We start from the raw sequence: 25060 nt of genomic DNA, 5'->3' as shown, positions 1-25060 counted from the left end.
ACACCCCACCAAACCGGGGCGCTGGGTAAACCTAACGGGTCACAACAAACGGTGACACTATTCAACTATCCCTGAACCCACCAACACACAACAGTGCCGGGGTTTGTTGACAGGGGACCGCCTAGTGGACGCAAGCACACAGCTCTCAAACAACACCCCACAAACAAGGGGATGATGATGGTGTAAGTGATCGGCTTATTAGTACCAGTCAGCTTCACGTGTTACCACGCTTCCACATCTGGCCTATCAACCCAGTGGTCTAGCTGGGAGCCTTCACACCTCAAAGGGTGACGGAGATCTCATCTTGAAGCCGGCTTCCCGCTTAGATGCTTTCAGCGGTTATCCATCCCGAACGTAGCTAATCAGCGGTGCACTTGGCAGTACAACTGACACACCAGAGGTTCGTCCGTCCCGGTCCTCTCGTACTAAGGACAGACCTTCTCAAATCTCCTACGCGCGCAGCGGATAGGGACCGAACTGTCTCACGACGTTCTAAACCCAGCTCGCGTGCCTCTTTAATGGGCGAACAGCCCAACCCTTGGGACCAACTCCAGCCCCAGGATGAGACGAGCCGACATCGAGGTGCCAAACCATCCCGTCGATATGAACTCTTGGGGAGGATCAGCCTGTTATCCCCGAGGTACCTTTTATCCGTTGAGCGACGGCCCTTCCACACGGTGCCGCCGGATCACTAGTCCCAACTTTCGTTCCTGCTCGACATGCCTGTCTCACAGTCAAGCTCCCTTGTGCACTTACACTCAACACCTGATTGCCAACCAGGCTGAGGGAACCTTTGGGCGCCTCCGTTACTCTTTGGGAGGCAACCGCCCCAGTTAAACTACCCACCAGGCACTGTCCCTGGACCCGATCAGGGCCCGAAGTTAGATGCCTAACAACACCAGAGTGGTATTTCAACAACGACTCCACGATCACTGGCGTGACCGCTTCAACGTCTCCCACCTATCCTACACAAGTGATGTCAAACACCAATACCAAGCTATAGTAAAGGTCTCGGGGTCTTTCCGTCCTGCTGCGCGTAACGAGCATCTTTACTCGTATTGCAATTTCGCCGAGTTCACGGTTGAGACAGCGGGGGTCTCGTTACTCCATTCGTGCAGGTCGGAACTTACCCGACAAGGAATTTCGCTACCTTAGGATGGTTATAGTTACCACCGCCGTTTACTGGGGCTTAAATTCAGAGCTTCACCCCCGAAAGGGTTAACTCCTCCTCGTAACCTTCCAGCACCGGGCAGGAGTCAGTCCGTATACATCGTCTTACGACTTCGCACGGACCTGTGTTTTTAGTAAACAGTCGGACCCCCCTGGTCTCTGCGGCCACCACACGCCCGTCACAGCGAATGCGCGTCACGTGGATGGCCCCCCTTCTCCCGAAGTTACGGGGGCATTTTGCCGAGTTCCTTAACCGTGATTCTCCCGAACGCCTTGGTATTCTCTACCTGACTACCTGTGTTGGTTTAGGGTACGGGCGGCTTGAACCTCGCGTCGATGCTTTTCTCGGCAGCATAGGACCACCGGATCCCTCACTATGTGAGGGCCCATCAAATCTCAGCCTCACGACTCCCGGATTTGCCTAAGAGTCAGCCTACATTTTTAGACCCGGACAACCATCGCCGGGCCCGGCTACCTTCCTGCGTCACACCTGTTAATACGCTCGCTAGACCGCTTCAGGTCCCACGCTACGCCCACCACACACCCCGAAGGGTGCTCAGGTGGGTTTCGGGTGGTTAGTATCAGCGGGTTCGCGTGGGCGGTTCTTCGCCGGTACGGGAATATCAACCCGTTATCCATCGACTACGCCTGTCGGCCTCGCCTTAGGTCCCGACTAACCCAGGGCAGATTAGCTTGACCCTGGAACCCTTAGTCATTCGGCGGACACGTTTCTCACGTGTCTTTCGCTACTCATGCCTGCATTCTCACTCCCATAGGTTCCACCACTAGCTTCCGCTGCGGCTTCACCACCTATGGGACGCTCCCCTACCCATCCAACAAACGTTGAATGCCACGGTTTCGGCGGTGTGCTTGAGCCCCGCTACATTGTCGGCGCGGAATCACTTGACCAGTGAGCTATTACGCACTCTTTCAAGGATGGCTGCTTCTAAGCCAACCTCCTGGTTGTCTAAGCAACTCCACATCCTTTCCCACTTAGCACACGCTTAGGGGCCTTAACCGGTGGTCTGGGCTGTTTCCCTCTCGACCATGAAGCTTATCCCCCACAGTCTCACTGCTGAGCTCTCACATCACTGGCATTCGGAGTTTAGCTGACGTCAGTAACCTTGTAGGGCCCATCGGCCATCCAGTAGCTCTACCTCCAGGATGAAACACTCAACGCTGCACCTAAATGCATTTCGGGGAGAACCAGCTATCACAGAGTTTGATTGGCCTTTCACCCCTACCCACAGCTCATCCCCCCAGTTTTCAACCTAGGTGGGTTCGGTCCTCCACGCGCTCTTACACGCGCTTCAACCTGGCCATGGGTAGATCACTCCGCTTCGGGTCTAGACCCAGCGACTCAAAACGCCCTATTCAGACTCGCTTTCGCTACGGCTGCCCCACACGGGTTAACCTCGCCACTGAGCACTAACTCGCAGGCTCATTCTTCAAAAGGCACGCCATCACACACCCGCAGGCATGCTTTGACGGATTGTAGGCACATGGTTTCAGGTACTATTTCACTCCCCTCCCGGGGTGCTTTTCACCATTCCCTCACGGTACTGATTCACTATCGGTCAGCAGGGAGTATTCAGGCTTACCAGGTGGTCCTGGCAGATTCACACACGATTCCTCGAGCCGCGTGCTACTCGAGAACACCAGATCGGCCGGCGGAACGCATTCCAACTACGGGACTCACACCCTCTACGGTCAAGGACTCAACCTTGTTCGTCTATACGCCCGCACCTCAACCGCCAAGACTGGTAGATCTTGGACACTGGGTCTCACAACCCCAACCACGCAACCCCTACCAGGTATCACACGTGATTGGTTTAGCCCCATCCGCTTTCGCTCGCCACTACTCACAGAATCACTTACTTGTTTTCTCTTCCTACCGGTACTGAGATGTTTCACTTCCCGGCGTTCCCTCCAACACGCCTATACATTCAGCGTGTGGTCACACACCACAACAGCATGCGGGGTTTCCCCATTCGGAAATCCTGGCCTCAACGCTCGGTTATCAGCTCCACCAGGCTTATCGCAGATTCCCACGTCCTTCATCGGCTCCTGCTACCAAGGCATCCACCATGCGCCCTTTAACACTTACACGTTCACAAAATTGCTAAAGAACAAAAGATGCTCGCGTCCACTATGCAGTTCCCAAACAACAACCCCCACCCCCATCACCACCACCCACAAACGGGAACAGCAGCTACCTGAAGCAGAGGGTCCAGTCACACGGGCTTATTACCCGAGGACCCAACAGCGCACCAAACACCACACCACAACACCCACCAGAAGCGTTCCAACCACAACCACCCGTAAACGAGCAGCACACGGCGTACTAACCACCAGCAGGTGCCAAGCATGATGAACCCCAACAAAAAGGGGTTATTCGTTGATATTCCACCCATGAGCAAACCACCAGCCACACATTCGGCAGCTCAAGTGGCGCACCCGACTCGGGTGCAGCTCCTTAGAAAGGAGGTGATCCAGCCGCACCTTCCGGTACGGCTACCTTGTTACGACTTAGTCCCAATCGCTCGTCCCACCTTCGACGGCTCCCCCCACAAGGGTTGGGCCACCGGCTTCGGGTGTTACCAACTTTCGTGACTTGACGGGCGGTGTGTACAAGGCCCGGGAACGTATTCACCGCAGCATTGCTGATCTGCGATTACTAGCGACTCCAACTTCACGAAGTCGAGTTGCAGACTTCGATCCGAACTGAGACCGGCTTTTAGGGATTAGCTCCACTTCACAGTATCGCAACCCACTGTACCGGCCATTGTAGCATGCGTGAAGCCCAAGACATAAGGGGCATGATGATTTGACGTCATCCCCACCTTCCTCCGAGTTGACCCCGGCAGTCTCCCATGAGTCCCCACCATTACGTGCTGGCAACATAGGACAAGGGTTGCGCTCGTTGCGGGACTTAACCCAACATCTCACGACACGAGCTGACGACAACCATGCACCACCTGTACACCAGCCCCGAAGGGAAACCCTATCTCTAGGGCGGTCCGGTGTATGTCAAGCCTTGGTAAGGTTCTTCGCGTTGCATCGAATTAATCCGCATGCTCCGCCGCTTGTGCGGGCCCCCGTCAATTCCTTTGAGTTTTAGCCTTGCGGCCGTACTCCCCAGGCGGGGCACTTAATGCGTTAGCTACGGCGCGGAAAACGTGGAATGTCCCCCACACCTAGTGCCCAACGTTTACGGCATGGACTACCAGGGTATCTAATCCTGTTCGCTCCCCATGCTTTCGCTCCTCAGCGTCAGTAACAGCCCAGAGACCTGCCTTCGCCATCGGTGTTCCTCCTGATATCTGCGCATTTCACCGCTACACCAGGAATTCCAGTCTCCCCTACTGCACTCTAGTCTGCCCGTACCCACTGCACACCCGGGGTTAAGCCCCGGGCTTTCACAGCAGACGCGACAAACCGCCTACGAGCTCTTTACGCCCAATAATTCCGGATAACGCTCGCGCCCTACGTATTACCGCGGCTGCTGGCACGTAGTTAGCCGGCGCTTCTTCTGCAGGTACCGTCACAAAAAGCTTCTTCCCTGCTGAAAGTGGTTTACAACCCGAAGGCCGTCATCCCACACGCGGCGTCGCTGCATCAGGCTTTCGCCCATTGTGCAATATTCCCCACTGCTGCCTCCCGTAGGAGTCTGGGCCGTGTCTCAGTCCCAGTGTGGCCGGTCACCCTCTCAGGCCGGCTACCCGTCATCGCCACGGTGAGCCATTACCTCACCGTCTAGCTGATAGGCCGCGAGTCCATCCAAAACCGCTAAAGCTTTCCACCAGCACACCATGCGGTGACTGGTCGTATCCGGTATTAGACCCAGTTTCCCAGGCTTATCCCAGAGTCAAGGGCAGGTTACTCACGTGATACTCACCCGTTCGCCACTAATCCACCCGGTGCAAGCACCAGGCTTCATCGTTCGACTTGCATGTGTTAAGCACGCCGCCAGCGTTCATCCTGAGCCAGGATCAAACTCTCCATTAAAAAACAGAGAAAAACCCGACCAGACACCAGTCATCCAAGCCCTGCCGGAAAAACAGGACCCTCACGAACAACCAGTACACAAGCCGGATCGTTGATCAATGGCTATACACAATCCACACCACGGGGGTGGTAGGATCATGTCAACCAAACAATAAATAATTTGGTATCAACAAACTTGGCACGCTATTGAGTTCTCAAGCAACAAGCACACTCGGCACCACCAGAAACAAGCTCTCGTTTCCGGATCGCTCCGAAGAAACTTTACTATCTTACCTTGTGTCTCTCACGCTGTCAACTCCGTGGCCCCGGAGGGCGTCAGCAGCGTTTTCAGCGCGATCAACAACTCTAGTCCATCCTGACCAGCTCGTCAAATCAGCGTTTCCGCAGTGATTCATCCGAACCAGCCGGCTGCATAACCTTACCAGAGAAACCAGAACAATCAAATCCCGGTTCATCCCGTCATGCAGGACCAGATATATATCTTATAAGAAAGAACAAACGCAGCAAAACTGCTGATAAATCGTACCAGGAAAGCTGATCAGTCCGCATTTCGCTTTTCCGATCGGCCTGGCCTCTCAGCCATGCGCCCTGGGCACGGATGAATACTTTACACAATCGCTGTGGGCCGCGCAAACCCGATCAGCGGTGACCTCAGTCACTCCTCTGCCATCCGAAGAACCCGGTCTGACCTGGGACGACGAAGTCCTCGAGGGTCGAGTTCAGACCCTCTTGGCCACGGCCAGCTTCTTCTTGCCACGGCGCACCAGCACGTACTCGCCATGCAGCCAGTCGGCCTCATCCAAGACCGCTTCGCCGTCGAGGACCTTCTGGTTGTTCACCGAGGCGCCGCCGTCTTTGATCGCCCGGCGCGCTTCTCCATTGCTGGCCACCAACCCCGTGGCCACGAGCAGCTTCACGGCGGTCGCCTCAGCTGCCGGCACCTCAGCGAAAGGAACTTCAGCGGCCACCGATGTCAGGGTGGGCCGGTCGATCTCACTGATCTCGCCCTTCCCGAAGAGCGCCTCCGAGGCGGCGATCACCTTACGGGTGGCCTCCTCACCGTGGACCAGCGACGTCACATCCCACGCGAGGGTCTTCTGTGCCTCACGGCGGAAGGGCTCGTTCTGCACGGCCTCAGCCACGGACTCGATCTCCTCGCGGCTGCGGAAGGTGAAGACCTTCAGCCGGTCGATCACATCGGCATCGGCCTGGTTCAGCCAGAACTGGTAGAAGGTGTACGGCGAGCACAGCTGCGAGTCCAGCCAGATGGCATTGCCCTCGGATTTGCCGAACTTGGTCCCGTCAGAGTTGGTGATCAGCGGGGTGCCGAGGGCGTGCACATGGTCATTCTCCACACGGCGCACCAGCTCAGTGCCCGAGGTGATGTTGCCCCACTGGTCCGAACCGCCGAACTGCAGAGTGCAGCCGTAGTCGCGATGCAGCTGCAGATAGTCGTAGCCCTGCAGGATCTGGTAGCTGAACTCGGTGTAGGAGATGCCTTCATCGGAGTTCAGGCGCTTGGCCACGATCTCCTTCTTGGTCATCGTGCCCACGCGGAAGTACTTACCGATGTCACGGAGCATCTCCAGGGCACCGACGCCCTGCCACCAGTCGAGGTTGTTGACCATGCGGGCGGCGTTGTCTCCCTCGAACGAGATGTAGTGCTTGACCTGGTCCTGCAGGCTGTCGACCCAGCCCGAGATGATCTCCGGAGTGTTGAGTACGCGCTCTCCGGTCTGCCGGGGATCCCCGATCAGCCCGGTGGCGCCGCCGACGAGGCCCAGGGGTCGATGGCCGGCCAGCTGGATGCGACGCATCGTCAGCAGCTGGACCAGATGGCCGAGATGCAGAGACGCCGCCGTGGGGTCGAAGCCGCAGTAATAGGTGATCGGATCGCCGGCCAGCGCCTCTTCCAAGGCATCCTCATCCGTGGAGACATGGACCAGTCCACGCCACTTCAGCTCCTGCCAGATATTCTCGAAGCTCGGATCGTTACGCTGGTCGTTCAGCGCGGGATTGCTCTGCACGGCATCCTCTCCAGGGTGTTTCTCGGCCACACCGGTACGTTACATCAGAAACCGGCAGGCAGCGGCTTGGACGCGACCACATGCAGCGCATGAGTCGGCCGGGTCAGCGCCACATAGAGGCTTCCGACCTTGCCATGGGCCTCGTCAAGGAGGTCGGCGGGCTCGACGAGCACGACGGCGTCGAACTCCAGGCCCTTGGCCTCCTCCGCCGAGAGCACCACGACGTCCTGGCTGAGCGACCCCGCTCCCCTGCCGACACGGTCGCCATGGATCTCAGCGAGGTCATCGCGGACCTGCCCCACCAGCGGCTCGGGCACGATGGCCGCGATCAGCCCCTCGCCGACACGCTCCTGCTCTGCCCCGACGGCTTCGCGTGCGGCGGTGACCAGCTCCTCTGCGCGCACCTGCTCGACCACCGGCTCGTAGTCGCCGTCACGGACTGTGCGCAATGAGGTGATCTCCAGTCCGTTGGCTCGGGCGATGCCCTCGGCCAGATCGACGATGTTCCGCGGGGTGCGATAGTTGACGGTCAGCTCTTCGACGCGCATCCGCTCCCCCACGAAGGGCTCCATAGCCGAAGCCCAACTCTGGGCCGCCGACGGTGCGGAGCCCTGGGCGATGTCCCCCACCACGGTGAAGGACTTCAGCGGGCACCGGCGCATGAGCACGTGCCACTGCATGGGTGAGAGCTCCTGGGCCTCATCGACGACCACATGGCCGTAGGTCCAGGTGCGGTCCACCTGAGCACGTTCGGAGGCAGAGAGGCTCGGACCGGACTCGTCGTTCATGGCGGCGACCGACTCCGCATCGAGGAAGCCCTCGATGCCCATCTCTGCCAGCTGGGGCGTGGCGTTCTCCACGGCCTTCTGCGCGTTCTCCAGGTCCTTGTCCCGCGCAGCCTTCTGGCGAGCCTCCTCTCGGCCGGCGGTCTCATCGAGATCGCCCAGCAGTTCGGCGGCCTCATCGAGCAGCGGCACATCGGAGACGGTGAAGGGACTTCCCTTCCGGCGGCTCAGCAGCTCACGCTCCTGCTGAGTGAGCTGAGGGGCGACGTCGGCCAGATACTCCGGCTTGGAGAACAGGTCCTCCAGCAGGTTCTGCGGAGTGCGCGGCATCCAGCACATGTTCAGCAGCACCCGAACCTCGCGGGACTGGCGCACATCCTCCACCAGATAGGAGCGGTCAGCCTCATTGCCCTCGGCACGCTTCTCGACGATCTTCTCGAGCTTCTCCGCGATGTCCTTGACCACCACTTTCACGAAGGTGGAGCGCGCCTCGTTATAGGGCTTACCGGTGGCACGAGCTCGCTCACGGCCGCGATTGATCATCGCTGGGGTGACGCTGACTCGGATCCCATCGATGACGACGTCGCGCGGCTCGGCGATGGTGCGCTGACGGTGGGCCACTGCGTCGGCGATGATCTGGGTCCAGTCCAGGCGACCCTTGATCTCGTCGACGCGCGGGTCCTCCTCTTCGATCCCGCGCACGCCCGGGTACAGCTCGGACAGGGAAGACATGACCACACCGGTCTCCCCCAAAGAGGGCAGCACGCGGTCGATATAGGACATGAACGTAGAGTTGGGCCCCACGATCAGCACGCCGGCGGACTTCAGCCGCTCCCGGTGGCTGTAGAGCAGGTATGCCGCCCGATGCAGCGCCACAGCGGTCTTCCCGGTGCCCGGGCCGCCCTGGACCACCATGACCCCAGGAAGATCGGCACGGATGATGCGGTCCTGCTCGGCCTGGATGGTGGCGACGATGTCGCCCATCTGACCGGTGCGGCGCGCCTTGAGCGCGGCCAGCAGGGCGCCGTCGCCGTGGTTCTCGGTGTCCTCGTCCAACAGGTCCGCGTCCAGGACCTCATCCTCCACACCCTGGACCTCACGGCGCTTGAGCAGCAGGTGACGACGTCGGCGCACACCCTGACGTTCGAAGGCGGTGGCCTGATAGAAGACTCCGGCCTCGGGGGCGCGCCAGTCGAGCATCAGCCGCTGCTGGTGCTGGTCCGTCAGGCCGATGCGCCCGATGTACCGGCACTCGCCGGAGTCCAGATCCAGGCGACCGAAGACCAGGCGGTCGTCGACGGCGTTGAGCTGGGCCAGTCGGTCCTCGTACATCGTCGCGAAGGCGTCACGCTCGGAGACGTTCTGCATAGTTCCTACGGCACCGCTGCCGCGGACTCGACTGAGCTGCTCCTCCTTCTCGGCGCGCAGCTCATCGAGCCTGCTGTACAGCAGGCCGACGTATTCGCGCTCTTCCTCAACTCCTCCCTCCAGCGGCGGGACGGGTACATCTGAGGCGGCGATCGTGGTGTCACTCATCAAGCAGTGCGGCTCTCATGTCTGAAATCGGATGACCATAGAGTCTACCCCCGATCAGATGAACGCGATATGACTTTCGTCTATCTGCCGGTGGCCCGACTACCCGTCGATGGCGCGCCATTCGGGGAAGACGTCGGGAAAGGTAGCCCACAGTCCGGGACCGGCCGACAGCTCGGCGTCGGTCAGAGCCGCCGAGTCCAATGCCTGCCGCAGCGCCTCGACGTCCAGGCCCAGCCCGATGAATGCCAGCTCCTGGCCGATGGCCAGCAGCTCGTCGGCCTCCCCCAGCTGGTGGTCGAAGGCCAGCGGCGTCAGCGAGAACTGAGTCCCCACCTGCTCCCACCGGGCGGTGACGTGGGCACGGGTGGCCAAGCGGCAGAAGCCCGCCGATCTCAGGACCAGCCCGAAGTCGCCGCTCTCCAGCTGTTCGGTGAGCAGATCATGCAGCCGTCCAGGGTGGAACGGCCGCAGCTGCTCGTAACGCAGCGCACCGACGGCGGGACTGTGGAACTCCGGGGCGAAATCGCGGTTGAGCAGGCTGACCCAGCCCGCCCGGGTCTGTTCGGCAGAGTAGGGCTCCGTGCCGGCGATCTCCTGCCCCGCCTCCTCCAGACCATGGTCCAGGTCCACCAGGTCAAGCCTGGCCTGCGGACTCAAGTGGCTGATCAGCGCCATGACCAGGGAGAGCCGCTGCCGCGAAAGCTGCTGCCAGTTGACCAGCAGCACGGCGGAGGAGAACTCGATCTGAGTGACGATCAGCTCCGCCCGGGAAGCGAAGTGTGCCACGTCCTCCTCTCCCTCCGCGGCAGGAAAGGGCAGGCGCACGTACACCTGACCCTCCAGGTCCGCCAACAGATGGGCTACGTCGACGACGCAGATCAGGTCCTGCAGCCGGGTCTCCGCGCCAGGGCCGGCCAGCTCAGCGATCACATCCATGGCAGGGATCTCCATGGGGTACTCCACCAGTATCCCCACGTGGTCGGGCACGCGGCGCAGCAGATCCCTGGTCTGGTCCACCACGGCGGGGTTCTGGCTGACCCGATGGGCCGGGACCATCACGCTGTCTCGGGAACGCGCCAGGCGGCGGGCGTACTCCTGGCGCTCGGGCACACAGGCCCCCACCACGGCCACTGCATCGACTTGTCCGGCTGAGCGGGTGTCCTCAGACATTCGTCACCTGTCCCTCGAATCGGTATGATCAGATGCTAATGCTACTCATTCTCACAAGGAGGACGCCATGAAGGTGCGCACATCGATCCGCTCACTGAAGGACAAGCCCGGCTCACAGGTGGTCCGACGTCGAGGAAAGACCTATGTCATCAACAAGAAGAACCCACGGCTGAAGGCGCGCCAGGGCTGAGGCTCATCTGGATCAAGGCAGTCGGCACTGAGATAGCGGACGCTGGAGCCGAAGCGGCGGCGTCGGGACATCACTCCGGCGCCCCAGCACCCAGGCGTGATCAGATAGTGCCCTCATTTCGCCGAGATCTGCCCGAGTTCCGCGCGCATCCGATCACACCTCGCCACCCCGACCCTCGCCACCCGACCCTCGACACCTCCGCCGCCGAGGCGCCATCACAGACCACTGAGGGCCCGGGTCCCCAACACGCGGATCCGGGCCCTCAGCGCATCCGACGCACACTGCCTCGGACACTGTTGCGAACGATTTGCAGAATCCCGAAAGACTGTGATGAGAATGATTCTCATGAGAACTATGAGTCACTCCATCACCTCACTCGCCCTCCTCTCCGCGTTCGCCCTGACCTCCTGCGCCGATGCCGGAGCCGAAGGCGAGGAGAGCACCGAGAACGCCGAGGGAACCCAGGAGGCAGCCGCTGCCGATCCCGCCGAGCGCGAGACCTTCGAAGAGGGCGGTCCGTCTCCGCGCCTGGCCATCACCTACGACGGCGGCGTCTCCGTCATCGACGAGACAAGCCTGGAGAGCCTCGGGGATTTCGACGCCCAGGGCTTCCTGCGGGTGAACCCGGCCGGCGACGGCCGCCACTTCTTCCTCACCGAAGGCGAGTCCTTCCGCCTGCTCGACGCCGGCACCTGGGGCGAGCCGCATGGGGACCACAACCACTACTACTCCACCGACCCCTACCTGTCTGACCTGACCGTCGACGGCGCCGAACCGGCCCACGTGGTCTCTCACGAGGGACTGGGCACCCTGTTCTTCGACGGCACCGGCGAATACCGCTCGCTGGAGCTCGCTGACCTGGATGTCGAGGCCGAGAACATCGAGACCGAGGCCTACGAGACCGAAGGTGCTCACCACGGCGTGGCGCTGGTCGAAGAGGACGGCTCCCGCTTCGAGACGCTGGAGGACCGCTCCGGCGCGCGCTTCCTCGACGCCGAAGGCGATGAGGTGGATCGCAGCGAGGAGTGCCTCGGTGTGCACGGTGAGGCCGCCGGCCCGGACGGCATGATCGCTGTCGGCTGCGAGGACGGCGTGCTCGTCTTCGACGGCGAATCCTTCGAGAAGATCGACTCCGGTGAGGAATACTCCCGGATCGGCAACCTCTTCCCCGCCGAGGGCTCCTCGATCTTCCTGGGTGACTACAACCTGGACGAGGACGGCGGCGAGATGACCGAGGTCGCCCTGGTCGATGCCGAGGCCGGCGAGATCACCACCGTGGACGTCGGCTCGCCCTACAACTTCCGCAATCTGGCCCGCGGCCCCGAGGGAGAGGCACTGGTGCTGACCGAAGACGGCCAGCTGCACGTGATCGATCCGGAGACGGGCGAGCACACCGACCACCTGGACGTGGTCGAGGAGTGGACTGAGCCTGAGGAGTGGCAGGAGCCGCGCCCGGCCATCCGCGTGGTGGACGACGTCGCTTACATCACCGAGCCGGAGACTCAGGAGATCCACATGGTCGACCTGACCGAGCTCGAGGTCATCAACAGCGCTGAGTTGGATTTCGTGCCCAATGAGATCGAGCCGGTGGACGGCCGCCCCGTCGAAGGAGTCTCGGATGACTACGACGACACCGACGGCGACGAGCACGATCATGCGGATCACGACCACGGAGACGACGAGGACCACGAGGACCACGAGGACCACGACGACCACGATCATGATCACGAGGGCGATGATCACGAGGATCATGACCACTGAGTCCGCTCAGCGGCGTGACCTCTCACAGTCTCGGGTTCTGCCAGGCCCGACACTTGCTGACCGCGGTCAGTGAGACTCCTCTGGTAGGTGCGCGAGAGTGCTCAGCACTCTCAACAAGGTAGGTGGACGGCCCGGTCTGAGCTGCGACTCAGGCCGGGCCGTTTTCTGTGCTCCGAGGCACCACCTCAGGGGCTGACCTCAGCGGCCAGGGACGTTCTTTCCGGGGCGATAGGCCGAGACGCTGCGGTCACCGTCGATCCACCAGCGCCACGGAAACTCTGCGCTGCCGCCCACACCGGAGACTCCCACCCGTGGACCATGGCGCAGTCGCTCCTCAGGCACCGGTTCAGCCGGCGGCTTCAGAGCGAAGGTGACCGGCTCAGCCGGCAGTCCGATGGTCACCGGCTGGGCATCCATACTCAGCTCGATCCCCAGACCCTGACCCAGCCTCCCCGGCCCCGAGAGCAGCTTGATCCCGGTGTCCCTGCCGCCGCGGCGCTGCACAGCGAGATCACGTCCCTCCACCACCTCTCCGGCGCGCAGCAGCACTCCCCCGGCCGCACCCTCGGCACCGCATGCGAGATTCAGGCACCGGTGGATCCCGTAGTTGAGGTAGACGTAGGTGTGCCGCGGCGGCCCGAACAGCGAACTGTTGCGCGCGGTCCGCCCGTTGAAGCTGTGCGCTCCCGGATCTTCTCCCTGACCCCCGTAGGCCTCCACCTCAGTGAGCCGCACGGAGACGGATCCTTCCGGCGTCGTGACCGTGAGCTCACATCCCAGCAGTGCCGGGGCCAGCACCGTGGCGTGTTCGTCGAAGAGTCTCTGAAGTCGGCTCGCCTCTGTCATCACCTGACCTATGTCATCACAGGATCACGCCCTGAGCATCCAGTTATTGAACTGACCAGTCAGTCTAGTATGCTCGAAGCATGCTCGAACTCGAGGACGTCGGCTTCCGCGGCCACCGTGCACCCCTGCTGGAGAGCGTCAGCGCCACCGTCAGCGAAGGATCTCTGCACGAGATCACCGCTCCCACCGGTGATGCCCGCACGGCTCTGGCACTGATCTGCTCCGGCCGCGCCAGGCCGCACACCGGCACCGTACTGATCCGCGGGGCATCAGACACCGCCAGACTGCGACGCAGCACAGCGCTGATCGACTCCCCCGGGATCACCGCTCCGGAGCACCACATGCGCGCCCGCGACCTCATCAGCGAGAGTCTGGGGCTCATCCCTCGCAGGCGCGGCGTCCGGATCCCCTCGGCTTCCCGCTGGATCTCCGAACACGAAGCCGCGGACATCGCCGACCAGCCGCTTGAGGCGCTGCCCTCCGACCTGCGCCTGTGGCTGATGACTGAGCTCACCTTCACCGACCCGCAGGTCGAGCTCGCCGTGATGGACTCGCCCGACCGCCACGACATCTCCGGCGAGGAGCTCTCCGAGACGCTCGAGCAGGTCGCGGAGCCCGACGGACGCACTGTGCTGGCCATCGTCGCCCAGGAGGTCCTCCGATGAGCCTGAAGACGCTGCCCCGCGCGGAGTGGAAGCGGCTGACCAGCGGCTTCGACCCCATCAAGACAGTGGTCGGGCTCGCTCTGATCCCTCTGCTGTACGCCGCGGTGTATCTGTACGCCAATTGGGACCCCTACGGGAACATGGACAACGTCGACGCCGCCCTGGTCACGTTGGACGAAGGCGCCGAGTTCGACGGCGAGCACCGCGTCATCGGTGATGACGTCGTCGATGACCTGCTCGAGGACGAGTCCTTCGGCTGGCAGGTGGTCTCAGAGCGTGAGCTGGCCGAACAGGGCACCTCCCGGGGGGACTATCAGTTTGCACTGGTCATCCCCGAGGACTTCTCAGCGTCTTTGGCGTCCCCGGCAGAGCTGGAGGATCCGGAGCAGGCCCAGATCGAGATCATCAGCAATGAGGCCAACAACTACCTGCTCTCAAGCATCCTGGACGTGCTGGCCGCTGAGCTGCACGAGTCGGTCTCCGAAGAGGTCGGCCGAGAGGCCGCAGACCAGATGCTCACCGGCTTCGGGCAGATCCACCAGCAGCTCGAAGAGGCCGCCGACGGCGCCGGGGATCTGCAGGACGGCGCCCACGACCTCGAATCAGGACTGGTGGAGCTCCACGACGGCTCCGGGGAGTTGAGCCAGGGTGCTTCCGAGCTGAACGATGGCGTAGGCGAACTCAACGACGCTCTGGCCACCCTCCGCAGCGGCACACAGGATCTTGATGAGGGCGCAGGACAGCTCAGCGCAGGCTCCTGGGAACTCTTCGAAGGTATCGCCGAGCTGGACGACGGTGCCGGCGACCTCCAGGAGGGTGTCGGCGCGCTCGCAGGAGGGGCCTGGGAGCTCCACGAAGGCCTCGGAGAGCTCAGCTCCGGAGCTGAGAGCGTGGCCGAGGGCAACGAACAGCTCGCCGGAGCCTCTCAGGCCGCTCTCGACGTGCTCTCCGAGTATGAAGAGGCCGCCGCACAGCGCACCGGAGAGAGCGTCCAGCAGCTTGTCGAGGCAGGGATCATCTCCGAGGAGCAGGCCGAGGAGGCAGCCGCTGAGCTGACGCCGATCCTCGAGGAGAGCGAACTGGTGGGCCGCGCCCAGGAGGTCCGAGGCGATCTCGAGGGCGCACAGGACTCTGTGGATCAGCTGGCCGAGGGATCCCGCGGCGTGGCCGACGGGGCCTCCGAGCTCCAGAGCGGGGCCTCCGAACTGCACGGGGGAGCCTCGGAGATGGCCGAATCTCTCCCCGCACTCACCGACGGGCTCGGCGAGGCACGATCAGCCTCCTACTCGCTGGCCGAAGGCGCCGGAGAACTCTCGGAGGGAACCCAGGAGGCCGACGCGGGCGTCGGACAGCTCCAAGTGGGCGCCGGCGAACTCTCCGAGGGCACCGGGGAGCTGGAAGAAGGAGCCGCGGAGCTCGACGACGGCTTGGGCGAGGCGCTGGAGGGCACCGAACAGCTCAGCGAAGGCAGCGGCGAACTGGCCTCCGAGCTGGGCAGCGGCGCCGAAGAGGTCCCCTCCCCCGATGAGCAGGAGCGTGAGCAGACCAGCAGCGTCATCGGCAATCCGCTCAACATCACACAGTCCGCCCAGGCTGAAGCCGGCTCCTATGGCGCCGGAATGGCTCCCTTCTTCATGGGCCTGGCTCTATGGATCGGTGCTCTGGTGATGCTCCAGGTCCTCAGGCCCTTCTCCCCGCGAGCCGTTGCCTCCAACGCCTCCACCGCGGCTGTGGCCTTCGGCTCCTGGTTGCCGTTCCTGGCGCTGTCAGCGGTGCAGAGCCTGCTGCTCTATTCAGCCGTCACTCTGGGCCTGGGCCTGGAGCCTGCTCATCCGGGACTGGCGCTGCTGGTGCTGCTGGCCGCCTCTGCGGCCTTCTCAGCCCTGGTCCACGGCCTGGTGGCACTGCTGGGCAACCCAGGCAAATTCGTGGCCATCATCCTGCTGGTGCTTCAGCTGGTGGCCGCCGGGGGCACGTTCCCCAGCCAATCGCTGCCCGGACCGCTGGAGTCGATCCACCCGATGCTTCCGTTGACCTATGTGGTGGACGGTCTGCGACATGCCATCTATGGCGCGGACACCTCCGTGGTGCTCAGCAGCCTCGGTGCCCTGGGTGCGGCCACGGCCGTCGGGCTGGCCGTGCTGCTGGTGGCCATCCGGAAGAATAGGATGTGGACGCTGAAACGCCTGCACCCGCCCATCGAGGAGGACGCGTGAGCCCTGCCCCGCCTGCACATCCCAAGGCATCTGCCCGGGTGAAGCTCCTGCACACCATGATGGCCCTGGATGACCACCGCAGCGTCCAGGACCATACAGTCGACGAGCTGGCTCGATCGGCCGATGTCGCCAAAGGCTCGGTGTACTACCACTTCGGGTCCAAGGAGAACCTGGTCCGGGAGATGCTGGTCCACGGTGCGACCGAGCTGCAGTCGCTGATGGATGCCATCGAGCAGGATCAGGGCAGCAGTCCGCGCGAGGCATTCCGAGCTCAGCTGCGGGCCGCCTGCCGGTTCCTCGGAGAATTCCCCTCCTTCACCGGGCTGGTGGCCTTCGCACTGGCTCAGCGAGAAGGCGACAGCAGCAGTCAGCTCTACGAGGAGAAGGCAGCCATCGTCCAGCTGCTGGCTGGGCGCATCGAACGTCTGGAGGAGGCTGAGGCGGGACCGACGACGCCGGGGCCCACCTTGGAGATCGCAGCGACGGCCATGCTCTCAGCAGCCGTGACGCTGAGCATCGAGCGATTGACCGTCCACCCCGAATGGGAGATCGAAGCCTGCGTAGATGCGCTGCTGCGCCTGGTCACCTCATAGCCGGGACGCCCGGGCCCCATCAGCCGACCGCTGAGTCAGCGTACTCCTGGGCGTGGCGGGCGACGTCGTTGGCGTACTCCACCGACTGGTTATAGGCGGTCACGGCATCGTTCCACCCGTGATCGGTGGTGAGGTCCTCACCGGAGGCGCAGAGATAGACCGCAGCGGTCAGGGCGGCGTCGTCGTACTGATGGACATCAGCGCCGCCGTCCAGGTTCCCGTCCTGGGCCCAGTGGCGCCAGGTGGTGGGGATGAACTGCATGGGACCTACGGCGCGGTCCCACTCCTCGTCGCCGTCGAGCTCCCCACCATCGGTGTCAGGGATCTCCATCAGGCCCTCAGAACCGTCCAGCGGCACACCGATCACCGGAGGGTCCACCACACCGTCCTCACCGATCCGGGCGCCGTCGTATGACCCGTGGGCGGATTCCACCTGCCCGACGCCGGCCAGAGTGTTCCACCCGATTCCGCAGTCCGGGTCCTCCTGGGCGACGCGCAACGCGGCCCCGGCATAGGCCTCCACCGCGCGGGAGGGGATCCCGCTCTCCTCCGAGACCTCCTGGACCCAGCCGGGATCCGGCAGATCCGCCAGCGGGACGGCGGCCACCGTCTCCCACTCCCCCTCAGGGAGCGTGGGCACGGACTGCTCAGGCGCACTGGGGTAGCCCAGCTCGGTGGGATGCGGCTCCGGCTCCTCCTGCGGGCCTGCCATGCTGCGGATCATCACGATGATCATCAGCACCAGCAGCAAGGCGCCCAGGGCCCCCACCGCGGCACGGCGCCGCCGGGCCTTCGACGAAGCCCGGCGTGCCGCACCGGAGGTGGAGGCCACGGAAGAGCCGGTCCTCAGCTGACCGAGTCGGGCCCGACGTTGCTGCCGCGAGACTCGGCGAAGGCGCGGATGGGCTCGAGCTGACGCTTCAGCTCGGCCAGCTGCTCAGCCACCGCCTGCGGCGCCGTGCCGCCCCGGGAGGAGCGCGAGTTCAGCGAGCCGAAGGTGCTCAGGACCGTGCGGACCGCAGGAGTCAGGTGCTCAGAGATGCCGGTGAGCTCCTCATCGGTGAGATCCCAGAGCTCCACGTCGCGGGCCTCGGCCGCCCGCACGGCCTCACCGGCCAGCTCATGGGCCACCCGGAAGGGCACCCCCTGGCGGACCAGCCATTCGGCGATGTCGGTGGCCAGCGCGAAGCCGCGCGGGGCGAGCTCAGCCATGCGCTCGGTGTGGAACTCAAGAGTGCCGATCATCCCGGAGACCGCCGGCAGCAGAAGCTCCAGGGTGTCCACAGCGTCGAAGAGCGGCTCCTTGTCCTCCTGCAGATCCCGGTTATAGGCCAGCGGCAGGCCCTTCAGAGTCCCCAGCAGGCCGGTGAGGTCACCGATGAGGCGGCCGGACTTCCCGCGGGCCAGTTCGGCGACGTCGGGGTTCTTCTTCTGCGGCATGATCGAGCTTCCGGTGGAGAAGGCATCGTCCAGGGTGACGAAGGAGGCCTCCTTGGTAGCCCAGAAGATGACCTCCTCGCTGATCCTGGAGAGGTCGACGCCGACCATCGCGGCCACCCAGGCGAACTCCGCATAGACATCGCGGGCGGCGGTGCCGTCGATGGAGTTCCACGTCGCCTCGGCGAAGCCCAGCTCCTCTGCCACCCGCTGGGGGTCCAGCCCCAGCGAGGACCCGGCCAGCGCGCCGGAGCCGTAGGGTGAGACCGCCGCGCGGGCGTCCCAGTCCATGAGCCGCTGCAGGTCCCGGGCGAAGGCCCAGGCGTGGGCCAACAGGTGGTGGGACAGCAGCACCGGCTGGGCGTGCTGAAGGTGGGTCCGCCCAGGCATGGGCGCCTCGGGGTGGGCTTCGGCCTGGGTGATCAGCGCATCGATGACCGCAGTGACCTGGGCGGCCACGACCCGGGCATGGTCCCGCAGGAACATCCGGCCCATCGTGGCGATCTGGTCGTTGCGGGAGCGTCCGGCGCGCAGTTTGCCGCCCAGCTCCTCGCCGGCACGCTCCAGCAGCCCGCGTTCCAGGGCACCGTGGACATCCTCATCGGAGGCGGCCGGGCCGAAGGCGCCCGAGAGCACGTCCTCCTCCAGGCGATCCAGAGCCGAGAGCATGCCGGCCAGCTCGGCGTCGTCCAGCAGCCCCGTACGGTGCAGCACCCGGGCATGAGCCCGAGAGCCTGCGATGTCGTAGCGGGCCAGCCGGAAGTCGAACTGGGTGGACTTGCTCAGCGCCGCCAGGGCATCGGCCGGCCCGGAGGCGAAGCGGCCGCCCCAGAGGGCGCCCTCGTTGGTTCCCGAGTGCTCCTGCTGATCAGCCATCGTCACTTCCCGATGCCGTGGCCGGAGAGGTCCGGCTTGCCGTGGAGGCGCTCCTCGCGCTGGGAGGCGGTCCGGGAGGACAGGCCGTAGATGTCGATGAAGCCCGGTGCCGAGGCCTGGTCGAAGGAGTCGCCCTCGTCGTAGGTGGCCAGGTTGAAGTCGTAGAGGGAGGTCTCGGACTTCCGGCCCTGCACCGTGGCTCGGCCGCCGTGCATCTCCAGGCGGATCTCGCCGGAGACGTACTTCTGGGTCTCATCGATGAAGGCGTCCAGATTCTTCTTCAGCGGGGAGAACCACTGGCCGTCGTAGACCAGCTCGGTCCACCGCTGGTCCACGGTCTTCTTGAACCGAGCCTGCTCGCGCTCCAGGGTGATGTTCTCCAGCTCGCGGTGAGCGGCCATCAGTGCCATGGCCCCGGGGGCCTCGTAGATCTCCCGGGACTTGATGCCCACCAGGCGGTCCTCGACGATGTCGATCCGACCGATGCCCTGGGCACCGGCGCGGCGGTTGAGCTGCTCGATGATCTGCAGCGGGGTGAGGGTCTCACCGTCCAGCGCCACCGGGACGCCTGCGTCGAAGGTGATGTTGACGACGTCGGGGGCCGGCGGGAAGGCGGGGTCCTCGGTGTAGTCGTAGACGTCCTTGGTGGGACCGTTCCAGATGTCCTCGAGGAAGCCGGTCTCCACGGCGCGGCCCCAGACGTTCTGGTCGATGGAGAAGGGGTTCTTCTTGGTGGTCTCGATCGGCAGGTTGTGTTTCTCTGCGTATTCGATGGCCTTCTCACGGGTCAGGGCCAGGTCGCGCACCGGGGCGATGCACTTCAGCTCCGGGCCGAGGGTCTGGATGGAGACCTCGAAGCGGACCTGGTCGTTGCCCTTGCCGGTGCAGCCGTGGGCCACCGTGGTGGCGCCGAACTGCTGGGCGGCGGCCACCAGGTGCTTGGAGATGATCGGCCGGGAGATGGCTGAGACCAGCGGGTAGGCGTCCATGTAGAGTCCGTTGGCCTTCAGCGTGGGCATGCAGTACGCCTCGGCGAATTCATCGCGGGCATCTGCCACATAGGCCTCGACGGCGCCGCAGTCCAGGGCGCGCTGACGGACGGTCTCCAGGGACTCGCCTCCCTGTCCGACGTCGACGGCGACGGCGACGACTTCGGCGCCCGTGGCCTCGGCGATCCAGCCGATGGCCACAGAGGTGTCGAGACCGCCGGAATAGGCGAGAACGATGCGATCGGTCACTGCAGGCTCCTTGAGAGATCTGTGCTGTCTGAGCAGGTGGAAGTGTGGGCTCAGCCGCGAGTCTACATAAATATTCAGCGCTATGCATACTCACACATTTCGCCGCTGTCCCCCCAGGGTATCGCTCGGTAAGGTAGAGCACATGGCACATGACCCTGCCCAGGACGGGCCCCCGGAGCTGACCGATGAACAGCTCGAGTTCCTCAATTCGATGTTCGATCTGGCGCGCGCCGGCCGGTCCGAGGAGCTGCTGAGCCTGATCGACCAGGGCATCCCGGTGAACCTCACCAATTCCAAGGGGGATTCCCTGCTCATCCTGGCCTCGTACAACGACCACGCTGATCTGGTCCGCGGGCTGCTGGAGCGCGGCGTCGACGTCGACCGGATGAACGATCGCGGCCAGACCGCGCTCTCCTGCGCCGTCTTCCGTCAGAACGAAGAGATCACCGCCGCCCTGTTGCAGGCCGGCGCCGACGTCGAGCTCGGTCCGCAGAACGCCTATGCCGTCATCGACATGTTCGGCCTGGAGAACATGCGCACTGTGGTGGATGCGAACCGGAAGAAGGCCTGACCGTGAAGATGTCCAGCGGCGCCATTCTGCTCTGCTTCGTCTCCGGCATCGCCGTGATCTTCCTCGGTGTGACCCTGGCCGACGGCGGAACGCTGCCCGAGTGGACCCGCCTGATCTTCATCGCTGTGGGCGGCGGACTGGTGGGCCTGGGCGTCTCCGCCAAGACGCAGCAGCGCCGTCTGCGCGACCGCTGAGGTTCAGGCGGCGCGGCCTTCGGCGAAGCCGCTGAAGCGCTCCGCCACCGTCTCTCCCCCATTGGGATCCGCGGTGACCAGCATGATGGTGTCATCGCCGGCGATCGTACCCAGCACGTCCTTCAGCCCGGCATGATCCACGGCGCTGGCCAGGAACTGCGCCGCCCCCGGAGGGGTGCGCAGGATGACCAGGTTCGCACTGGCCTCGGCTGAGATGAGCAGGTCTCGGCACAGAGCCACCAGCCGGGCTGTGGTCGAGGCCTCGGTCTGATCCGCCTGCAGCTCACGCTCCGGACCGTCTGAGGGCACCGCGTAGATCAGCGTCCCCTCGGACCCACGCACCCGCGCAGCACCGATCTCCACCAGGTCGCGAGAGAGGGTGCCCTGTGTGACGCTCACGCCCTCCTCGGCCAGCCGATCGGCCAGCTCCGCCTGAGAGCGGATGCTCGAACGGGTGATGAGATCCCGAATCTTGGCATGACGGGCAGTCTTGGTGGTGGGTCCCATCAGGCCGCCTCCGCGGCGGAGCGCTCCGCAGCACGCACCAGCTCCACCGTCTGCTCGTCAGCGCGGCCGGACTCCACCAGCAGCCAGGCCATCAGGGCTTTCTGGGCGTGCAGCCGGTTCTCCGCCTCGTCCCAGATGACCGACTGGGGGCCGTCCAGCACCTCGGCGGTGATCTCCGCGCCGCGATAGGCCGGAAGACAGTGCAGGACCACAGCCTGCGGCGAAGCTTTGGCCATGGCATCTGTATCCACGCGGTAGTCGCCGAAGAGCTGCATGCGCTGCTCCTTCTCGTCCTCCTGACCCATGGAGATCCAAGTGTCGGTGGCGACCACATCGGCCTCGGCCAGCGCCACGGAGGGATCGGTGGTGATGGTGACCTGCCCGCCGGTGAGCGCAGCCCGGTCCTCGGCGGCGCCGATGATCCGCTCCTCGGGCAGATAGCCCTCCGGACCGGCGATGCGCACATCCATCCCGGCGGTCACACCGGCCAGCAGGTAGGAGTTGGCCATGTTGTTGGCCGCATCCCCCAGATAGGCCAGCTTCCTGCCCTGCAGGGAGCCCACCTGTTCGCGCACGGTCAGCAGGTCGGCCAGCAGCTGACAGGGGTGGTAGTCATCGCTGAGTGAATTGATCACCGGAGAGGCGCTGTGCTCAGCCATCTCCTCCAAACCCGCCTGGGCGTAGGTCCGCCAGATGATCAGACTGACCTGCCGTTCGAAGACCCGCGCCGAGTCAGCGATGGACTCCTTATGCCCCAGCTGGGACTCCCCCGGGTTGATGATCAGTGGATTGCCGCCCAGCGCTGCGATCCCCGCGGCGAAGGAGACGCGGGTCCGGGTGGAGGTCTTGTCGAAGATCACCGCCGCGGTCTGCGGCCCCTCCAGCGCCTTGATCGCATACGGATTTCTCTTCATCCAGGCGGCGAGGTTCAGGACTCGGTCCTGCTCCTCAGCGCTGAGATCGAGGTCGGTGAGGAAATGACGTGTGCTCATGCTTCAGGCCTCCTGGAGGTGGCGCACAGCGGCGCCGATGCGGGTGAGGAACAGATCGGCCTCCTGCTCGCTGAGGATCAGCGGTGGGGCCAGGCGCAGCGTGTGCTCCCCGGTGGCGTTGATGATCAGCTGCTGCTGCTCGCGGGCGATGCCGACCAGTTCCTTGGCCGGCGCCTCGGCGGCGAAGGCGGCCGGGTCCAGGTCCACCCCCACGTGCAGGCCGTACTGACGGACTTCGGCGATGGCCTCCAGCTCACCCAGCCCGGCGGCCAGACGGGCGCCGACCCTCTGGGCGTTCTCCAGCAAGCCCTCGGAGGCGATGGTCTCCAGGGTGACCTGACCGGCCAGGGCGGCCAGCGGATTGCCGCCGAAGGTGGAGCCGTGCTGCCCGGCGCCCAACAGACCGGAGGCCTGCTGACCGAAGGCGACCAGTGCCCCGATGGGCACGCCGGACCCCAGCCCCTTGGCCAGCGTCATCAGGTCGGGACGCACGACGCCGTCTGCCCCGGACTCGGCCAGCTCTCGGCTGACACCCTGGTGGCGGAACCAGTCACCGGTGCGTCCGATGCCGGTCTGCACCTCGTCGAGGACCAGCAGGGCTCCGTGCTGCGAGGCCAGCTGCCGGGCGCGCAGCAGGTACTCGGCGCTCAGCGGCCGCACCCCGGCCTCGCCCTGGATGGGCTCCAGGAAGATCCCGGCCACGTCCTCATCCAGCGCCGTCTCCAGAGCCGAGAGGTCATCGGGAGGGAGGAAGTCGATGCCCTCGATCAGCGGGCCGAAGGGCTCACGGAAGGCAGGTTTGTGCGTCAGGGACAGCGCCCCTGCAGTCCGCCCGTGGAAGCCGCCCTCCAGGGCGAGGATCCGGTACTTCCCAGTGTCCTTCCGATGACGAAGCACCGCCTTCAGCGCCGCCTCATTGGCCTCCGAGCCGGAGTTGGCGAAGAAGACGCTGGAGCCTTCGGGAGCGTCAGCCGCGTTGAGCAGCAATTCGGCAAGTCGCATTTGCGGCACCGAGGTGAACAGGTTCGAGATGTGTCCCAGTGTCTTGAGCTGTTCGGCAAGCGCCCCGGTAAGGGCAGGGTGATTGTGCCCCAGGGCGTTGACGGCGATGCCGCCGAGCATGTCCAGCAGCTCGTTTCCCCGGGAGTCGGTGACCCAGCAACCGCGCCCTGCGACGAGCAGTTCCTGCGGGGTCCCGAAGACACCCATGAGCGAGCTCTCATAACGTTCTTCCCACGAGTCCACGGCATCAAGCTTCTCGAGCCCCAGTAGGTCCGGATAACTCATCGTTCCTCCTTGGTCTGCGTGGGTACCTCGCCGTCGGGCACCACCTGGGTGCCGACGCCTTCGGTGGTGATGATCTCCAACAGCATCGAATGCGGGGCACGGCCGTCGACGATGTGAGCCCGTGGGACCCCCTCCTCCACAGCGGTCAGCGCGGCGGTCATCTTGGGGATCATGCCGGACTGCAGAGTGGGGAGCATCTGTTTCAGGTCTGAGGCGCTCAGCGAGGAGATCAGCGAGGACTTATCCGGCCAGTTCGCGTAGAGGCCTTCCACATCGGTGAGCATGACCAGCTTGGCCGCGCCCAGTGCCGAGGCGACGGCGGCGGCGGCCAGATCGGCGTTGACGTTGAGGACCTCGCCGGTCGGCTGAGCGGAACCGCCCTCCGCGGTGACGAACTCTGGGGCGATCGTGGAGATCACAGGGATCCGTCCGGCGGCCAACAGGTCCTGCACCGCCTCTGCCCGGACGCCGGTGACCTCACCGACCAGTCCGAGGTCCACGTCCTGGCCGTCGACTTGGGCCTTCTTGCGCTCGGCACGCAGCAGGGCGGCGTCCTCACCGGAGAGCCCGACGGCGTAGGGACCGTGAGAGTTGACCAGTCCGATCAGTTCCCGGCTGACCTGCCCGGTCAGCACCATCCGCACCACGTCCATAGCCTCCGGAGTGGTCACCCGCTGTCCGGCACGGAACTCGGACTCGATGCCCAGAGTCTCCAGCATGGCGTTGATCTGCGGACCTCCGCCGTGGACGACCACCGGGTTGACCCCGACATGACGGAGGAAGACCACATCTTCGGCGAAGGCGCGGCGCAGCTCATCGTTGACCATGGCGTTGCCGCCATATTTGATCACGATGGTCTCGCCGGCGAACTTCTGGATCCAGGGCAGCGCTTCGATCAGCACAGCGGCCTTCTCGCCGGCGTCGGCCAGGGGATCTGTCTGCCGCGGCTTCAGGGAGGGTTTCTCAGTCATGGTCTCTCAGACTCGGTGCA

18 protein-coding genes and 2 rRNA genes are annotated in these 25060 nt (G+C 64.2%); 7 read left to right on the top strand and 13 right to left on the bottom strand.

The window, feature by feature from the left end; translation table 11 throughout:
* Positions 1–178 precede the first annotated feature (178 nt).
* The 5 genes from JOF45_RS04015 to JOF45_RS13480 form a co-directional block, all read right to left on the bottom strand.
* A 23S ribosomal RNA gene (locus tag JOF45_RS04015) occupies positions 179–3279 on the bottom strand.
* 371 nt (positions 3280–3650) lie between these two features.
* Positions 3651–5178: ribosomal RNA gene (locus tag JOF45_RS04010) — 16S ribosomal RNA — on the bottom strand.
* The 16S and 23S rRNA genes sit together here, the layout of an rRNA operon.
* Before the next feature lie 719 nt (positions 5179–5897).
* On the bottom strand, positions 5898–7235 hold the full coding sequence (gene tyrS / locus JOF45_RS04005) for a tyrosine--tRNA ligase (protein WP_378578816.1): 1338 nt from the start codon (positions 7233–7235) through the stop codon (positions 5898–5900).
* A 14-nt stretch (positions 7236–7249) separates the two neighbouring features.
* Complete coding sequence (locus JOF45_RS04000; RefSeq protein WP_210048060.1) at positions 7250–9526, bottom strand: HelD family protein; 2277 nt, start codon at positions 9524–9526, stop codon at positions 7250–7252.
* Between the two features lie 99 nt (positions 9527–9625).
* Positions 9626–10696, bottom strand: coding sequence for a GTP-binding protein (locus JOF45_RS13480; RefSeq protein ID WP_210048058.1), 1071 nt, complete (start codon positions 10694–10696; stop codon positions 9626–9628).
* Between the two features lie 67 nt (positions 10697–10763).
* Between JOF45_RS13480 and ykgO the strand changes: the two genes are divergently transcribed.
* Positions 10764–10886 carry a type B 50S ribosomal protein L36 gene (gene ykgO / locus JOF45_RS03990; RefSeq protein ID WP_210048056.1) on the top strand — a complete coding sequence of 41 codons (123 nt, stop codon included), beginning with the start codon at positions 10764–10766 and terminating at the stop codon, positions 10884–10886.
* 354 nt (positions 10887–11240) lie between these two features.
* Complete coding sequence (locus JOF45_RS03985; protein WP_245324121.1) at positions 11241–12647, top strand: hypothetical protein; 1407 nt, start codon at positions 11241–11243, stop codon at positions 12645–12647.
* Positions 12648–12845: 198 nt separating this feature from the next.
* Here the strand turns inward: JOF45_RS03985 and JOF45_RS03980 are convergent, their stop codons facing one another.
* Positions 12846–13493 carry a DNA-3-methyladenine glycosylase gene (locus tag JOF45_RS03980; protein WP_210048054.1) on the bottom strand — a complete coding sequence of 216 codons (648 nt, stop codon included), beginning with the start codon at positions 13491–13493 and terminating at the stop codon, positions 12846–12848.
* A gap of 80 nt (positions 13494–13573) precedes the next feature.
* Here JOF45_RS03980 and JOF45_RS03975 point away from each other — a divergent pair, with 80 nt between their 5' ends.
* Genes JOF45_RS03975 through JOF45_RS03965 form a run of 3 tightly spaced genes read left to right on the top strand, consistent with a single transcriptional unit; the run spans position 13574 to position 16967 of the window.
* On the top strand, positions 13574–14158 hold the full coding sequence (locus JOF45_RS03975) for an ABC transporter ATP-binding protein (protein WP_210048053.1): 585 nt from the start codon (positions 13574–13576) through the stop codon (positions 14156–14158).
* Positions 14155–16374: a YhgE/Pip domain-containing protein gene (locus JOF45_RS03970; RefSeq protein WP_210048052.1), complete on the top strand. Its 2220-nt coding sequence runs from the start codon at positions 14155–14157 to the stop codon at positions 16372–16374. The genes JOF45_RS03975 and JOF45_RS03970 overlap by 4 nt, the downstream gene beginning before the upstream one ends.
* Positions 16371–16967: a TetR/AcrR family transcriptional regulator gene (locus tag JOF45_RS03965; RefSeq protein ID WP_210048051.1), complete on the top strand. Its 597-nt coding sequence runs from the start codon at positions 16371–16373 to the stop codon at positions 16965–16967. Before JOF45_RS03970 ends, JOF45_RS03965 begins: the two co-directional genes overlap by 4 nt.
* A 19-nt stretch (positions 16968–16986) precedes the next feature.
* On the opposite strand, the gene JOF45_RS03960 is transcribed toward JOF45_RS03965, so the two are convergent.
* Genes JOF45_RS03960 through JOF45_RS03950 form a run of 3 tightly spaced genes read right to left on the bottom strand, consistent with a single transcriptional unit; the run spans position 16987 to position 20518 of the window.
* A complete protein-coding gene (locus JOF45_RS03960) occupies positions 16987–17799 on the bottom strand; it encodes a lytic transglycosylase domain-containing protein (protein WP_342591380.1) in 813 nt (270 codons plus the stop codon).
* Positions 17800–17813: 14 nt separating this feature from the next.
* Positions 17814–19280: an argininosuccinate lyase gene (argH, locus tag JOF45_RS03955; RefSeq protein ID WP_210048050.1), complete on the bottom strand. Its 1467-nt coding sequence runs from the start codon at positions 19278–19280 to the stop codon at positions 17814–17816.
* 2 nt (positions 19281–19282) lie between these two features.
* A complete protein-coding gene (locus tag JOF45_RS03950) occupies positions 19283–20518 on the bottom strand; it encodes an argininosuccinate synthase (RefSeq protein WP_188686580.1) in 1236 nt (411 codons plus the stop codon).
* A gap of 142 nt (positions 20519–20660) precedes the next feature.
* On the opposite strand from JOF45_RS03950, the gene JOF45_RS03945 reads away from it, so the two are divergent.
* Positions 20661–21089, top strand: a complete 429-nt coding sequence (locus JOF45_RS03945; protein WP_210048049.1) for an ankyrin repeat domain-containing protein — start codon at positions 20661–20663, stop codon at positions 21087–21089.
* A gap of 2 nt (positions 21090–21091) precedes the next feature.
* Positions 21092–21283 (top strand): hypothetical protein, encoded by a 192-nt coding sequence (locus JOF45_RS03940; protein ID WP_210048047.1) that lies wholly within the window; start codon positions 21092–21094, stop codon positions 21281–21283.
* Between the two features lie 3 nt (positions 21284–21286).
* Here JOF45_RS03940 and JOF45_RS03935 read toward each other — a convergent pair whose 3' ends face one another.
* The 4 genes from JOF45_RS03935 to argB are packed head-to-tail and all read right to left on the bottom strand — an operon-like array spanning position 21287 to position 25040.
* Positions 21287–21790, bottom strand: a complete 504-nt coding sequence (locus JOF45_RS03935; protein ID WP_210048045.1) for an arginine repressor — start codon at positions 21788–21790, stop codon at positions 21287–21289.
* Positions 21790–22782, bottom strand: coding sequence for an ornithine carbamoyltransferase (argF, locus tag JOF45_RS03930; protein WP_210048044.1), 993 nt, complete (start codon positions 22780–22782; stop codon positions 21790–21792). Before argF ends, JOF45_RS03935 begins: the two co-directional genes overlap by 1 nt.
* A gap of 3 nt (positions 22783–22785) precedes the next feature.
* Positions 22786–24069, bottom strand: coding sequence for an acetylornithine transaminase (locus JOF45_RS03925; protein ID WP_210048043.1), 1284 nt, complete (start codon positions 24067–24069; stop codon positions 22786–22788).
* Entirely contained in the window at positions 24066–25040 is a 975-nt protein-coding gene (argB, locus tag JOF45_RS03920; RefSeq protein ID WP_210048042.1) for an acetylglutamate kinase, read from the bottom strand. Before argB ends, JOF45_RS03925 begins: the two co-directional genes overlap by 4 nt.
* Between the last annotated feature and the right edge of the window lie 20 nt (positions 25041–25060).

Origin of the sequence: Nesterenkonia lacusekhoensis (assembly GCF_017876395.1) — a bacterium.
In the GTDB taxonomy this organism is placed as follows: domain Bacteria; phylum Actinomycetota; class Actinomycetes; order Actinomycetales; family Micrococcaceae; genus Nesterenkonia; species Nesterenkonia lacusekhoensis.
Note: the sequence above shows the minus strand (reverse complement) of the source record. Positions and strands in the feature narration are given on the sequence as shown.

Excerpts from the sequence above, each read along its gene's own strand:
- JOF45_RS04000 (WP_210048060.1), bottom strand. The coding sequence starts at position 9,526 with ATGAGTGACACCACGATCGCCGCCTCAGATGTACCCGTCCCGCCGCTG.
- JOF45_RS13480 (WP_210048058.1), bottom strand. The coding sequence starts at position 10,696 with ATGTCTGAGGACACCCGCTCAGCCGGACAAGTCGATGCAGTGGCCGTG.
- ykgO (WP_210048056.1), top strand. The coding sequence starts at position 10,764 with ATGAAGGTGCGCACATCGATCCGCTCACTGAAGGACAAGCCCGGCTCA.
- JOF45_RS03985 (WP_245324121.1), top strand. The coding sequence starts at position 11,241 with ATGAGTCACTCCATCACCTCACTCGCCCTCCTCTCCGCGTTCGCCCTG.
- JOF45_RS03980 (WP_210048054.1), bottom strand. The coding sequence starts at position 13,493 with ATGACAGAGGCGAGCCGACTTCAGAGACTCTTCGACGAACACGCCACG.
- JOF45_RS03975 (WP_210048053.1), top strand. The coding sequence starts at position 13,574 with ATGCTCGAACTCGAGGACGTCGGCTTCCGCGGCCACCGTGCACCCCTG.
- JOF45_RS03970 (WP_210048052.1), top strand. The coding sequence starts at position 14,155 with ATGAGCCTGAAGACGCTGCCCCGCGCGGAGTGGAAGCGGCTGACCAGC.
- argH (WP_210048050.1), bottom strand. The coding sequence starts at position 19,280 with ATGGCTGATCAGCAGGAGCACTCGGGAACCAACGAGGGCGCCCTCTGG.
- JOF45_RS03945 (WP_210048049.1), top strand. The coding sequence starts at position 20,661 with ATGGCACATGACCCTGCCCAGGACGGGCCCCCGGAGCTGACCGATGAA.
- JOF45_RS03935 (WP_210048045.1), bottom strand. The coding sequence starts at position 21,790 with ATGGGACCCACCACCAAGACTGCCCGTCATGCCAAGATTCGGGATCTC.
- argF (WP_210048044.1), bottom strand. The coding sequence starts at position 22,782 with ATGAGCACACGTCATTTCCTCACCGACCTCGATCTCAGCGCTGAGGAG.
- JOF45_RS03925 (WP_210048043.1), bottom strand. The coding sequence starts at position 24,069 with ATGAGTTATCCGGACCTACTGGGGCTCGAGAAGCTTGATGCCGTGGAC.
- argB (WP_210048042.1), bottom strand. The coding sequence starts at position 25,040 with ATGACTGAGAAACCCTCCCTGAAGCCGCGGCAGACAGATCCCCTGGCC.